Raw genomic sequence first — 13,166 nt, 5'->3', positions numbered from 1 at the left:
CTACTACGGACGGAGGTCAGGCGAGCCGGATCCGCGGGTCGATGAGGGCGTAGACCGCGTCGACGACGATGTTGAAGACCACGATCGCGCCGGCCGCCAGCACGGTGACACCGAGCAGCATGGGCAGGTCGCTCTGGTTCACGGACTGGACCGCGAGCCGGCCGATGCCCTGGAGGCTGAAGGTCGTCTCGGTGATGATGGCGCCGCCGATCAGCACACCGAGGTCGATGCCGAAGAGGGTGACGATCGGTCCCATCGCACCGCGCCAGGCGAACCGGAAGAAGACGTTGCGCTTGGACAGGCCCTTGGCCCGCGCGGTGCGTACGTAGTCCTCGTTGAGTTGCTCCACCATCTGGGAGCGCGTCATACGGGTGTAGTTGGCGGTGAAGATGATCGACAGCACGAGCCAGGGCAGCAGCAGGCCGGACACCCAGGCGGCCGGATCGTCGGTCAGCGGCGTGTACGACGGCTGGCTGAGGACTCCGAGCTCCGAGACCAGGAAGAACATGGCGATGTAGCCGACGAAGTAGATCTGCAGCGAGGAGCCGAGCAGCGACACGGAACTGGCGAACTTGTCCAGGAACTTGCCCTGCTTCAGCGCGGCGAGCATGCCGGCGCCGACACCGATGATCACGAAGACGACGGCCGCGCCGAAGGCGAGCGAGAGGGTCAGCGGCAGTCGGTCCATGATCGTGCCGAAGACGGGCTCGCGGTTGGCGAAGGAGTAGCCGAGGCACGGCGCGTCGCAGTAGCCGTAACCGCCGTAGTCCCGGCCGGCGAAGATGCCGACGAGCCAGTGCCAGTACTGCATCAGGATCGACTCGTCGATGCCCAGGTTCTCCCGGATCTGCGCCAGGTTCTCCGGTGTGCAGTTCTTGCCGCAGGACATCATGGCGGGGTCACGCGGAACGGCATAGAAGAGCCAGAAGGTGATGGCGCTGATGATCAGCAGTATGACCATCGCGCCGGAGACTCGGCGGACTAGGAAGCGGAGCATGGGGCGTGACTTTCCGGACGGGGCGCCGTCGCCGGGGGTGGAGGGGGGTGGACCGGCCCGAGGGGGCGGCCGTGTGGGTGGTGGCCGCCCCCGGGGGATGGTGCGCGCTTACTTCTTGACGTACAGCTTGCAGAGCGCGACGCAGTTGTTGCCGGCGTCGTACACGACGTTGCCGATCTTGGACCCGTACATCCAGTTGCGGACGGGGTGGTAGTCGGGCACGGCGCCGGCCAGCTCCATGACCTGGCGGTCGATGGCGCCCCAGGCCTTCTTGGCCTCCTCCGGGTTCGTGATCGCGGAGGCCGCGTCGATCGCCTTGTTGAGGCCGGCGTCGTTCATCTGGGCGTAGTTCGGCTGGCCGTCACCGATGTTCTTGCCGTGCCAGCAGGGGAAGAACACCGAGTAGCCGCCCGGCCAGTCGGGGCTCCAGCCGGCGGCGAACAGGTCGTAGTCGTTGTCGATCTTGCCGATCTGGGTGTAGAAGGTCGACTTGTCGACCTGCTTGTTGACGACCGTGAAGCCGGCCGCCTCCAGCGCGTTCTTGATCGCGACGGCCTGCTTTACGGCGTTGTCCCCCTGCTGGTAGGCGATGACCAGCTTCTGGCCGACCTTGCCGGCCTCCTTCAGCAGCGCCTTGGCCTTCTCCGGGTCGCCGCCGGGCTTCTTGGTCTTGCCGTACACGTCGAACTGCTCGTAGCCGGGGGTGACCGGGCTGAGGATCGTGGTGGCCACCTCGGTCACCGAGGCACCGCCGCGGATCGTCTGCAGCTGCTGCAGGGGCCAGGCGTGGTTGATGGCCTGGCGGACCTTGACGTCCGTGATGCGGGTCATGTTGATCGGCCAGTAGTAGGTGGCCACGTCGACCGCGGTGAGGACGCGCTTCTTCAGTTCGGCGTTGGTGAGCACCTGGGCGACGCGCTCGGCGGCGACCTCGTTGAAGATCACCATGGCCTGCTTGTCGTTGCCCTGGTCCGCGATGAAGCGGTCCGTGGCGGCCAGCGGCTGGAAGCCGAACTGGAACTGGAACTTGTCCGGGTACGCGTTGCGCATCGCGTCCGTCTTCGGGTCCCAGTGCTCGTTGCGCACGTACGTCATCGACTTGCCGATGCTGCGGCTCTCGATCTTGTACGGGCCGCAGGAGAACGGACGCTTGTCGTACTTCTCCTTGGTGTCGTGCTCCTTCGACACCAGGGCGTAACCACGCATGGCGACCGTGAAGTTGAAGTCACCGCGCGCCTCCTTGAGGCGGAAGGTGATGGTCTTGCCGTCGACCTCGATCGAGTCGAGGTGCTTGCCCTCGTACGGACCCTCGTACTTGTCGCCGCCCTGCAGCCACTTCTTGATGTAGGTCGGGCCCTCGGTGATGAACGACGCGAAACCGCGCTCGAAGGTGTGGCGGACGTCGTCCGCGGTGACCTCCGACCCGTCCTCCCACTTCAGGCCGTCCTTCAGGGTGAAGGACCAGGTCTTGCCGCCGTCCTTCATGGTGCCGGCGTCGGTGGCGGCGTCGCCGACCAGGATGGCGCCGCCCTTGTCGTCGACCTTGTAGCCGGTCAGACCGCGCAGGATCGGCACGGTGATGGCGGCCTCGGTGTTGGAGTAGATCTGCGCCGGGTCCAGGTGGTCCATGTCCTGCTGGTCGAGCGAGTAGGCGATCCCGCCCTTCACCGCGCCCTTGACCTCGGGGGCCGGGCCGGTCGAGTCGGCCTTCGTACCGACCGGGATGTCCACGGTCTTGCTGCCGCTGACCTTGGGGCCGTTGTTCTTGGCCGAGCCGCCCTTGTCGTCACCGCCGCCGCAGGCGGTCAGGACCGACGACGAGGCCGCGACGACACCGGTCGCTATGAGGAAGTTTCTGCGGGAGAAAGCCATGATGCACCCCAAGGATGGTCATACGGGACGGAGAAGGCCGGCCGGACTCCTGTGTACGGACCGGAGGGAGGGACGGGTCAGCGCTTGGACTTCGGGTCGAGCGCGTCGCGCACCGAGTCGCCGAGCAGGTTGAAGGCGAGGACGAAGATCACCATCGAGAGGCCCGGGAAGAGCATGAAGGTGATGTCCTCGGTGTAGAACTGGGCACCCCGCTGGATCATGACGCCCCAGTCCGGAGTCGGGTCGATCATGCCGACACCGAGGAAGGCCAGACCCGCCTCGGCGGTCACGAAGGCCGGGAGCATCAGCGTGGACTGGATGATGATCGGCGTCCACAGGTTGGGCAGCAGCTCCTTGAAGACGATCCGCATCGGCGAGGCGCCCGTGACCTTCGCGGCCTCCACGAACTCCCGCTCGCGCAGGCCGAGTACCTGGCCGCGCAGCAGCCGGGCGAGGGAGGCCCAGCCGAAGCCGGACAGCACGATGATCAGGGAGACGGCTCGCAGCCAGGTCGGGATGTTCTCGTCGGGGGCGACGAAGAGGCCGTAGATGACCGGCATGAAGGCGATGAAGAACAGCGTGGACGGGAACGACAGCAGGATGTCGATCACCCGGCCGACGAGGTAGTCCGTCTTGCCGCCGAGGTAGCCCGCCGTGGTGCCGATCACGATGCCGAGCAGGGCGGTGACCAGCGTGGTGGCCACCGCGATGCCCAGCGACGTCCGGATGCCGTAGAGCAGGAAGGTGAAGACGTCCCGGCCGAGCTGCGGCTCGATGCCGAACCAGAACTCCGAGCTCATACCGCCGTTGGGGCCGGCCGGGTACGAGAAGGCGTCGAGCAGTTCGGGGCGCTGGCTGGCGTACGTGGTGTACGGGTCCTTGCCGTACAGCTTGGCGATGAGCGGCGCGGCGAGCGCGATCACGAAGAAGAAGATCACGATGCACGCGGATATGACGCCCGCGCGGTCGCGCTTGAAGCGCTTCCAGGCCAGGCGGCCCGGAGAGCGGCTCTCGCTGCCCTGAGGGGTGGTGGGCGTGGGCGACTTGGCGACGCTGTCGTCGGTCACCTCGAGCGGGGCAGCCGCTGCTGGAGTTGGGGGGGTCATGGTGCTCCTGGCCCAAGGGAGGGTCTGATGACTCCGCAGGGCGTCCCCCTACGGGCTACGCCGGACTTTTTCAACGCAATTCGTTCAAGGTCAATAAAAACCGGAGCGGCTTGGCTTTCTCTTTACCTTCTTTACCTTCTCTTGGGTGAACCGTAGTTACGCGTGTAGCGTGCTGTGATCGATCCGTGCCCTGGGCCGGGCCAATCGGACCAAACAGGCAAGGCGTTCGTTATGCGGACTCCAGGTCGTCGAAATGTGTACACCCAGGGTTCGGAATGGAACGGTTCGGCATCGGATCGCGAAGATCCGTTGCGTCCAAATTCAAGATCCTTTAGCGGAGGGCCGGAGCCTTCGCCCCGACGGACCGTCAGGCGCCGGCAGCGGGATGTTGGGTTCCTCCAAAGGGGGGCCTGCGTGTGCGATGTGCGCCTTTTGCCCCGATGCTGGCCGGTAATGGATCAGTGGACGAGTCAGTGGACGAGTCAGCGAACGAGCCGGACGCGGCTGGGCACGAGGAGGCACCCCATGGGCGGAGCCAGGCACGCCAGGTGGGCGGCATGCGTGGCGGCGGCAGCCCTCGCGGCGACCGCCTGCGGAGGCGGGGGCGGCAGCGGCGGAGACACGAGCGCGGTCCTCAGCTCCTCCTGGGGCGACCCGCAGAACCCGCTGGAGCCGGCCAACACCAACGAGGTGCAGGGCGGCAAGGTCCTCGACATGATCTTCCGGGGGCTGAAGAAGTACGACCCCGAGACCGGCGAGGCCGAGAACATGCTCGCCGAGAAGATCGAGACCTCCGACTCGCGGAACTTCACGATCACCGTCAAGGACGGCTGGACCTTCAGCAACGGCGAGAAGGTCACCGCCCGGTCCTTCGTGGACGCCTGGAACTACGGCGCGAGCCTGAGGAACAACCAGCGCAACGCCTACTTCTTCGCGTACATCGACGGCTACGACCGGACCCACCCGGAGAGCGGTGAGCAGAGCGCCGACACGCTCTCCGGGCTGAAGGTGACCGGGCCCCGCACCTTCACCGTCGAGCTGAGCCAGACGTTCTCGACGTTCCCCGACACCCTCGGCTACCCCGCCTTCGCGCCGCTGCCCCGGGCCTTCTTCGACGACCACGACGCCTGGCTGAAGAAACCGGTCGGCAACGGCCCGTACCTGGTGGACAACTACACCCGCGGCGCCCAGATGTCCCTGCGCAAGTGGGAGGAGTACCCGGGACCGGACAAGGCGCGGAACGGCGGCGTCGACCTCAAGGTCTACACCGACAACAACACCGCCTACACCGACCTGATGGCCGGCAACCTCGACCTCGTCGACGACGTTCCCGCCGCCCAGCTCAAGAACGTGAAGAAGGACCTCGGCGACCGGTACATCAACACCCCGGCCGGCATCATCCAGACACTCGCGTTCCCGTTCTACGACGACGACTGGAGCAAGCCCGGCTCCGAGAAGGTCCGCAAGGGCCTGTCCATGGCGATCGACCGCAAGCAGATCACGGACACGATCTTCCAGCAGACCCGCACCCCGGCCACCGACTGGACCTCACCCGTCCTCGGCGCCGACGGCGGCTACCGAGCGGGCCTCTGCGGCGAGGCCTGCGAGTACCGGCCCGACGAGGCCAAGAAGCTGATCAGGGAAGGCGGCGGCCTCCCCGGCGGACAGGTCAGGATCACGTACAACGCCGACACCGGATCCCACGGGCAGTGGGTCGACGCGGTCTGCAACTCCATCAACAACGCCCTGGACAACGACCGCGCCTGCGCGGGCAACCCGGTCGGCACCTTCGCGGACTTCCGCAACCAGATCACCGACCGCAAGATGAGCGGCCCCTTCCGCGCCGGCTGGCAGATGGACTACCCCCTCATCCAGAACTTCCTCCAGCCGCTCTACTACACCAACGCCTCCTCCAACGACGGCAAGTGGTCCGACGAGAAGTTCGACGACCTCGTCGACAAGGCGAACGCCGAGACCGACACCGCCAAGGCCATCGGCTTCTTCCAGCAGGCCGAGGAGGTCCTGCGGGACGAGATGGGAGCCATCCCGCTCTGGTACCAGAACGGCAGCGCGGGCTACTCGCAGCGGCTGTCCGACGTGGAGCTCAACCCGTTCAGCGTCCCCGTCTACAACGAGATCAAGGTCGGCTGAGGGGGCGCCATGGGACGCTACGTCGTCCGGCGGCTGCTCCAGATGATCCCGGTCTTCGTCGGGGCCACGCTGCTGATCTTCCTGATGGTCAACGTGATGGGCGACCCCGTCGCGGGACTCTGCGGCGACCGGGAGTGCGACCCGGCGACCGCCGCGCGGCTGCGGCACGAGTTCGGCCTCGACCAGCCCGTGTGGCAGCAGTACGTCACCTACATGGGCAACGTCTTCACCGGCGACTTCGGCACCGCCTTCAACGGGCAGCCGGTCACCGAGCTGATGGGCACGGCGTTCCCGGTCACCATCCGGCTCACCGTCATCGCCATCCTCATCGAGATCGTCCTCGGCATCGTCCTCGGCGTCGTCACCGGCCTGCGCCGCGGCCGCCCCGTCGACACCGGGGTCCTGCTGCTCACCCTGGTCGTCATCTCCGTCCCGACCTTCGTCACCGGCCTGCTGCTCCAGCTGCTGCTCGGCGTCAAGTGGGGCTGGATCGACCCGGCGGTCTCCACCGACGCCCGCGTCGGCGAGCTGATCGTCCCCGGCCTGGTCCTCGCCTCGGTCTCGCTGGCGTACGTCACCCGGCTGACCCGCACCTCCATCGCGGAGAACCGGAGCTCCGACTACGTCCGCACCGCCATCGCCAAGGGCCTGCCCCGCCACCGGGTCATCACCCGGCACCTGCTGCGCAACTCCCTGATCCCGGTCGTCACCTTCATCGGCACCGACATCGGCGCCCTGATGGGCGGCGCCATCGTCACCGAGCGGATCTTCAACATCCACGGTGTCGGCTACCAGCTCTACCAGGGCATCCTCCGGCAGAACACGCAGACCGTCGTCGGCTTCGTCACCGTGCTGGTCCTCGTCTTCCTCGTCGCGAACCTCCTCGTCGACCTCCTGTACGCCGTACTCGACCCGAGGATCCGCTATGCCTGAGCAGCAGCAGCCGTACGAGCCCGAACGCGCCGTCGCCGGCACCGGCATGGGCGGGACGATGGACCTCGGCGCCAGCGAGGCGGTGACGCTGGAGAAGACACCCGGCGGCCCGGACGGTCATGAGGGGACCGGATCGCGGGACAAGCCTCGCAGCCTCTGGTCCGACGCCTGGCACGACCTGCGCCGCAACCCGGTCTTCATCATCTCCGCCCTGGTGATCCTCTTCCTGTTCGTCATCTCGATCTGGCCGTCCCTGATCACCTCAGGCAGCCCCCTCACGTGCGACCTGGCCAAGGCCCAGGAGGGCTCCCAGTCCGGCCACCCCTTCGGCTTCAACGGCCAGGGCTGCGACGTCTACACCCGTACCGTCTACGGCGCCCGTACGTCGGTGGCGGTCGGCGTCCTCGCCACGCTCGGCGTCGCCGTCCTCGGCAGCGTCCTCGGCGGCCTCGCCGGCTTCTTCGGCGGTGCGTGGGACGCGATCCTGTCCCGGATCACCGACGTCTTCTTCGCGATCCCGGTCGTCCTCGGCGGTCTGGTGCTGCTCTCCGTCATCACCAGCAACACCGTCTGGCCGGTCATCGGCTTCATCGTGCTGCTCGGCTGGCCGCAGATCTCCCGCATCGCCCGCGGCTCCGTCATCACCGCCAAGCAGAACGACTACGTCCAGGCCGCGCGGGCGCTGGGCGCCTCCCACTCCCGCCTCCTGCTGCGCCACATCGCGCCCAACGCCGTCGCCCCCGTCATCGTCGTCGCCACCATCGCGCTCGGCACCTACATCTCCCTGGAGGCGACCTTGTCCTTCCTCGGCGTCGGCCTCAAGCCGCCCAGCGTCTCCTGGGGCATCGACATCTCCGCCGCCGCCCCCTACGTGCGCAACGCACCGCACGCCCTGCTCTGGCCCTCCGGGGCCCTCGCCGTCACCGTCCTCGCGTTCATCATGCTCGGCGACGCGGTGCGCGACGCCCTCGACCCGAAGCTGAGGTGAGCCGCCGCATGCTGCTCGAAGTGCGCGACCTGCACGTGGAGTTCCGCACCCGGGACGGCGTCGCCAAGGCCGTCAACGGCGTCAGCTACGGCGTCGACGCGGGCGAGACCCTGGCCGTCCTCGGCGAGTCCGGCTCCGGCAAGTCCGTCACCGCCCAGACGGTCATGGGCATCCTCGACACGCCGCCGGGCCGGATCACCGCCGGCGAGGTCCTCTTCGAGGGCCGGGACCTGCTGAAGCTGAAGGAGGAGGAACGCCGGAAGGTCCGCGGCGCCGAGATGGCGATGATCTTCCAGGACGCGCTGTCGGCGCTGAACCCCGTCCTCACCGTCGGCGACCAGCTCGGCGAGATGTTCACCGTGCACCGCGGCATGTCCCGCAAGGACGCCCGGGCCAGGGCCGTCGAGCTGATGGACCGCGTCCGCATCCCGGCCGCGAAGGAGCGGGTGCGGCAGTACCCGCACCAGTTCTCCGGCGGCATGCGCCAGCGCATCATGATCGCCATGGCGATGGCCCTGGAACCGAAGCTCATCATCGCCGACGAACCGACCACCGCCCTCGACGTCACCGTCCAGGCCCAGGTCATGGACCTCCTCGCGGAACTCCAGCGCGAGCTGCACATGGGCCTGATCCTCATCACCCACGACCTGGGCGTGGTCGCCGACGTCGCCGACAAGATCGCCGTGATGTACGCGGGCCGGATCGTGGAGACGGCGCCGGTCCACGACATCTACAAGGCGCCGGCCCACCCGTACACCCGCGGCCTGCTGGAGTCGATCCCGCGCCTGGACCAGAAGGGCCGGGAGCTCTACGCCATCAGGGGCCTGCCGCCCAACCTCACCCGCATCCCGCCCGGCTGCGCCTTCCACCCCCGCTGCCCGATGGTCCAGGACGTCTGCCGCACCGACGTACCGCCCCTCTACGACGTGACGGAGTCCGACGCTGAACGGGGCAGCGCCTGCCACTTCTGGAGGGAGTGCCTGCATGGCTGAGCCGATCCTCGAGGTCAGGGGGCTGGTCAAGCACTACCCGCTGACCTCCGGCATCCTCTTCAAGAAGCAGGTCGGCGCGGTGAAGGCCGTCGACGGCGTCGACTTCGAACTGGCCCGCGGCGAGACCCTGGGCATCGTCGGCGAGTCCGGCTGCGGCAAGTCCACGGTCGCGAAGATGCTGGTGAACCTGGAGCGGCCGACGGCGGGGGAGATCCGCTACAAGGGCGAGGACATCACCAAGCTCTCGGGCAGGGCCCTCAAGGCCGTACGCCGCAACATCCAGATGGTCTTCCAGGACCCGTACACCTCCCTCAACCCCCGCATGACGGTCGGCGACATCATCGGGGAGGCGTACGACATCCACCCGGAGGTGGCCCCGAAGGGCGACCGGCGCGGAAGGGTGCAGCACCTGCTGGACGTCGTCGGCCTCAACCCGGAGTACATCAACCGCTATCCCCACCAGTTCTCCGGCGGCCAGCGCCAGCGCATCGGCATCGCGCGGGGCCTCGCCCTGCGCCCGGAGATCATCGTCGCCGACGAGCCGGTCTCGGCCCTCGACGTGTCCGTCCAGGCCCAGGTGATCAACCTGATGGGCCGGCTCCAGGACGAGTTCGACCTCTCCTACATCTTCATCGCCCACGACCTGTCGATCGTCCGGCACATCTCGGACCGGGTCGGCGTGATGTACCTGGGCCGCATCGTGGAGACCGGCCGGGACGCCGAGATCTACGACCACCCGACCCACCCGTACACCCAGGCACTGCTGTCCGCGGTGCCCGTGCCCGACCCCGAGGCCCGGGAGCGCCGCGAGCGGATCATCCTGGCCGGCGACGTCCCGTCCCCGACCGACATCCCCTCCGGCTGCCGCTTCCGCACCCGCTGCTGGAAGGCCCGGGAACGGTGCGCCCTGGAGGTACCGGCGCTCGCCGTGCCCGCCGAGTTCCGTGCGGTCCCCGGCCCCGCGGCCCACGACTCGGCGTGCCACTTCGCGGAGGAGAAGCGGGTGGTGCCCCCCGAGGGGGAAGCGGAAGGCGGCGGAGGCGGTGGGCGCGGCAGCGGGCCGGGGTGACATGGCTCCCCGGCCCGCTCACGGCACCCGCACGGCCGCACGCCGACCAGCGTCGCGCGTCCGTATATCGGTGCCGATTCGGCGAAGTTGCCCGCGTGTTAAGTGGTGGGCGCATCCGTGCGGCGCTGTGCCAGCGACCGCTTGAGGAAGTCCACCTGGAGCAGCAGCAGGTTCTCGGCGACCGACTCCTGCGGGGTCATGTGCGTGACGCCGGACAGCGGGAGCACCTCGTGCGGGCGGCCGGCGGCCAGCAGGGCCGAGGACAGGCGCAGGGAGTGGGCGACCACCACGTTGTCGTCCGCCAGCCCGTGGATGATCATCATGGGGCGGTGCGGCTCGGCGGCGTCGACCAGGCCCCCGTCGTCGATCACCGAGTTGCGGCGGTAGACCTCCGGCTGCTCGTCCGGGTGGCCGACGTAGCGCTCCTGGTAGTGGGTGTCGTAGAGGCGCAGGTCGGTGACGGGGGCGCCCACGACGGCGGCGTGGAAGACGTCCGGACGGCGCACGGCCGCCAGGGCTGCCAGATAGCCGCCGAAGGACCAGCCGCGGATGGCGACGCGGTCCAGGTCGAGCGGGAAGTCGGCGGCGAGCGCCTGGAGTGTGTCCACCTGGTCCTGGAGAACGACGGCGGCGATGTCGTCCTTGACGGCCTTCTCCCAGGCGGGGGAGCGCCCCGGAGTACCCCGCCCGTCCGCGACGACCACCGCGAACCCCTGGTCGGCGAACCACTGCGAGGTGAGGTGGGCGTTGTGCGCGGCCACCACGCGCTGGCCGTGCGGGCCACCGTACGGGTCCAGGAGGACGGGGAGGGGGGTGTCACCGTGGTAGTCCCTTGGCATAAGCACGGCGCACGGGACACGGCGTGCGCCCCCCTGGGTGAGGGTCACGCGCGGGGACAGACCGGGGTCTTCGGCGTAAGAGGCGACGGTCGCCGCCGGCTTCCCGTCCCGCAGGACCTGGACCCGGGCGCCCGGCCGGTCGAGAGTGGCGGAGACGAGAACGGTCACGCCCCCGGCACGCACCGCCGCGTGCACGCCGGGCTCCTGCGAGACGCGCTCCACACCGAGCTCGTTCACCCGGTACACGTGCACTTCGCCCGTCTCCGGCTCGGCCGCCTCCTCGCCGGCCGAAGCGGAAACCAGCACGTCGTCGCCGGAGACGTCCAGTACGGCCCGCAGATGCAACTGGGCTCCGGTGAGCAGTCGTTCACCGACTGCCAGGACGCGCGCGCCGCCCTCGTCGGCGATCCGCACGAGCTGCCCGGAGGGGCTCCAGCAGGGGACGCCGGGGAAGAGTTCCAGCCAAATCGGATCTTCGTCGGCGTGCACCATCCGGGTCGCCCCGGACTCGGTGTCCACGGCCAGGAACAGCTGGCTGCGCTGGTCGCGCGCCTGTACGAGGAGGAGCGGCGCACCCGCCGCTGACCAGTGCACGCGCGCCAGATACGGATACCGCGCCCGGTCCCAGAGAACCTCCGTGCGCCCCCCGTCGAGCCCGATCGCGAACAGCCGCACGTCCGCGTTGGCGGTGCCCGCCGCCGGGTACCGCACGTGTTGTGGATCACGCTCGGGGTGGGCCGGGTCGGAGATCCACCAGCGGCTCACCGGCGTGTCGTCCACGCGCGCCACCAGCAGCCGGTCCGACTCCGGACCCCACCAGAAGCCCCGGCCGCGCCCCATCTCCTCGGCGGCGACGAACTCGGCGAGCCCGTAGGCGACGCCCTCCGCGTCCGGCTCGGCCAGTGCCCTGTCGCCGTCCCCCTCGGCCCCCACGACCCGCAGCGCCCCCTGGGCGACGTAGGCGATGTGCCGGCCGTCGGGGGAGGGGCGCGGGTCGATCACCGGGCCGGGGGTGGACAGTTCGCGTGCCGTACCGGCCCGCAGCTCGGCCGCGAAGAGCCGCCCTGACAATGCGAAAGAGGCCAGCTCGACGGCCGCGTCGGTGGCGTAGCCGACGATGCCGGCGCCGCCTTCGCGGCTGCGCTCGCGCCGTGCCCGCTCCTCGGGCGAGAGATGTTCCTCGGCGCCGCCCAGGAGGGCGCGCGGGTCGGCGGCGACGCGCTCGCCGCCCTCCTCGACATCGAGGACCCACAGCGAGTTGGCCCGGTCCGTGCCGGTGCCGGAGCGCAGGAAGGCGACCCGCGAACCATCGGGCGCCACAGTGAACGAACGCGGCGCGCCGAGCGTGAACCGCTGGGTGCGGGCGTGCCGTTTGGGGAAGGAGTCGGACTCGGTCGTCATGCCCTGACCATATTGGCCATGCGCCCCCTTGTGCGGCTGTGCGCCGAGAGATGCGCGCGCATGGATAGTTATGATCACTGGCGCATGGTGGGTATCAACCAGGTGCCCGCTGCGTGGATTTATCTGTCCCAAGGTTTCCTGCGTTCGACTGCGTCCGACCCCCCCATGTCCCTGGGCTTATTGGAGGTGAGCCGCCGTGGCACTCTCGATTTCGGCGGTTGTGCTGCTGGCGATCATCGTCTTCCTGCTGGTCAAGAAGTCGGGGTTGAAGGCGGGGCACGCCGTCGTGTGCATGCTCCTCGGCTTCTACCTGGCCTCGTCGACGATCGCTCCCACGATCAGTGAGCTGACGACGAACATCGCGGGGATGATCGGCAGCATCAACTTCTGAGGAGGCGGCCCACTCCCCTGAAGCGTGAACACTTCGGCATCTCTGTCCTTGAGTCGCTCATTTGAGCGCCTGGAGGACATTCGGCGGAATGCGTTCACGCTCTGAGCGGAGTGCGCCCTCCTCCGGGCCGGCAGTCGCCGGATCAGTTCTCGACCGCGTACGGCACCCCGACTGCCGTCCCACCGACTACGGATAGTGCCCGGTCACCGTCGGCGTCCACCTCCCGGCCCACCGGCATGCTCGCCCCTCCGTCACGCCGTGCCGTACCGCTGAACCCCGCGCCGGGGGAGCCGCTCGGCGGTCCGTCGCGGTCTCCGCCTCGCGCCGTACGTCATCGGCAGCACCCTCCGCGGCGAGGGCACCGACGCGCGCGGTGACCGGCTGCCCGCGCCGCGACCGCCGGATGCCCACCCGCCGCGGCCCGCGT

At 68.9% G+C, this 13,166-nt stretch carries 10 protein-coding genes; 6 read left to right on the top strand and 4 right to left on the bottom strand.

What is annotated here, in order from left to right:
• Positions 1-16: 16 nt before the first annotated feature.
• The 3 genes from ACP4IX_RS23205 to ACP4IX_RS23195 form a co-directional block, all read right to left on the bottom strand.
• Positions 17-997, bottom strand: coding sequence for an ABC transporter permease (locus ACP4IX_RS23205; RefSeq protein WP_426523755.1), 981 nt, complete (start codon positions 995-997; stop codon positions 17-19).
• A 108-nt stretch (positions 998-1,105) separates the two neighbouring features.
• A complete protein-coding gene (locus tag ACP4IX_RS23200; protein ID WP_426556514.1) occupies positions 1,106-2,869 on the bottom strand; it encodes an ABC transporter substrate-binding protein in 1,764 nt (587 codons plus the stop codon).
• Positions 2,870-2,946: 77 nt separating this feature from the next.
• Entirely contained in the window at positions 2,947-3,975 is a 1,029-nt protein-coding gene (locus tag ACP4IX_RS23195; RefSeq protein WP_426523757.1) for an ABC transporter permease, read from the bottom strand.
• A gap of 525 nt (positions 3,976-4,500) precedes the next feature.
• Between ACP4IX_RS23195 and ACP4IX_RS23190 the strand changes: the two genes are divergently transcribed.
• From ACP4IX_RS23190 to ACP4IX_RS23170, 5 genes are read left to right on the top strand one after another with little or no spacing between them, the layout of a single operon-like run.
• Positions 4,501-6,126, top strand: a complete 1,626-nt coding sequence (locus ACP4IX_RS23190) for a peptide ABC transporter substrate-binding protein (RefSeq protein WP_426523758.1) — start codon at positions 4,501-4,503, stop codon at positions 6,124-6,126.
• A 9-nt stretch (positions 6,127-6,135) separates the two neighbouring features.
• Positions 6,136-7,059 (top strand): ABC transporter permease, encoded by a 924-nt coding sequence (locus ACP4IX_RS23185; protein WP_426523759.1) that lies wholly within the window; start codon positions 6,136-6,138, stop codon positions 7,057-7,059.
• Positions 7,052-8,047, top strand: a complete 996-nt coding sequence (locus ACP4IX_RS23180) for an ABC transporter permease (RefSeq protein ID WP_426556513.1) — start codon at positions 7,052-7,054, stop codon at positions 8,045-8,047. Before ACP4IX_RS23185 ends, ACP4IX_RS23180 begins: the two co-directional genes overlap by 8 nt.
• 8 nt (positions 8,048-8,055) lie before the next feature.
• Complete coding sequence (locus tag ACP4IX_RS23175) at positions 8,056-9,039, top strand: ABC transporter ATP-binding protein (protein ID WP_426523761.1); 984 nt, start codon at positions 8,056-8,058, stop codon at positions 9,037-9,039.
• Positions 9,032-10,108, top strand: a complete 1,077-nt coding sequence (locus ACP4IX_RS23170; protein ID WP_426556512.1) for an ABC transporter ATP-binding protein — start codon at positions 9,032-9,034, stop codon at positions 10,106-10,108. Before ACP4IX_RS23175 ends, ACP4IX_RS23170 begins: the two co-directional genes overlap by 8 nt.
• 98 nt (positions 10,109-10,206) lie before the next feature.
• On the opposite strand, the gene ACP4IX_RS23165 is transcribed toward ACP4IX_RS23170, so the two are convergent.
• A complete protein-coding gene (locus tag ACP4IX_RS23165; protein WP_426556511.1) occupies positions 10,207-12,348 on the bottom strand; it encodes a prolyl oligopeptidase family serine peptidase in 2,142 nt (713 codons plus the stop codon).
• Between the two features lie 196 nt (positions 12,349-12,544).
• On the opposite strand from ACP4IX_RS23165, the gene ACP4IX_RS23160 reads away from it, so the two are divergent.
• A complete protein-coding gene (locus ACP4IX_RS23160; RefSeq protein ID WP_030145837.1) occupies positions 12,545-12,739 on the top strand; it encodes a hypothetical protein in 195 nt (64 codons plus the stop codon).
• Positions 12,740-13,166: the final 427 nt, after the last annotated feature.

The sequence above is a fragment of the Streptomyces sp. WG5 genome, from assembly GCF_049974565.1.
Lineage (GTDB): Bacteria > Actinomycetota > Actinomycetes > Streptomycetales > Streptomycetaceae > Streptomyces.
The sequence above is the reverse complement of the archived record's forward strand: the minus strand, read 5'-3'. Positions and strand labels throughout refer to the sequence as shown.

Excerpts from the sequence above, each read along its gene's own strand:
- ACP4IX_RS23205 (WP_426523755.1), bottom strand. The coding sequence starts at position 997 with ATGCTCCGCTTCCTAGTCCGCCGAGTCTCCGGCGCGATGGTCATACTG.
- ACP4IX_RS23200 (WP_426556514.1), bottom strand. The coding sequence starts at position 2,869 with ATGGCTTTCTCCCGCAGAAACTTCCTCATAGCGACCGGTGTCGTCGCG.
- ACP4IX_RS23195 (WP_426523757.1), bottom strand. The coding sequence starts at position 3,975 with ATGACCCCCCCAACTCCAGCAGCGGCTGCCCCGCTCGAGGTGACCGAC.
- ACP4IX_RS23190 (WP_426523758.1), top strand. The coding sequence starts at position 4,501 with ATGGGCGGAGCCAGGCACGCCAGGTGGGCGGCATGCGTGGCGGCGGCA.
- ACP4IX_RS23185 (WP_426523759.1), top strand. The coding sequence starts at position 6,136 with ATGGGACGCTACGTCGTCCGGCGGCTGCTCCAGATGATCCCGGTCTTC.
- ACP4IX_RS23180 (WP_426556513.1), top strand. The coding sequence starts at position 7,052 with ATGCCTGAGCAGCAGCAGCCGTACGAGCCCGAACGCGCCGTCGCCGGC.
- ACP4IX_RS23175 (WP_426523761.1), top strand. The coding sequence starts at position 8,056 with ATGCTGCTCGAAGTGCGCGACCTGCACGTGGAGTTCCGCACCCGGGAC.
- ACP4IX_RS23170 (WP_426556512.1), top strand. The coding sequence starts at position 9,032 with ATGGCTGAGCCGATCCTCGAGGTCAGGGGGCTGGTCAAGCACTACCCG.
- ACP4IX_RS23165 (WP_426556511.1), bottom strand. The coding sequence starts at position 12,348 with ATGACGACCGAGTCCGACTCCTTCCCCAAACGGCACGCCCGCACCCAG.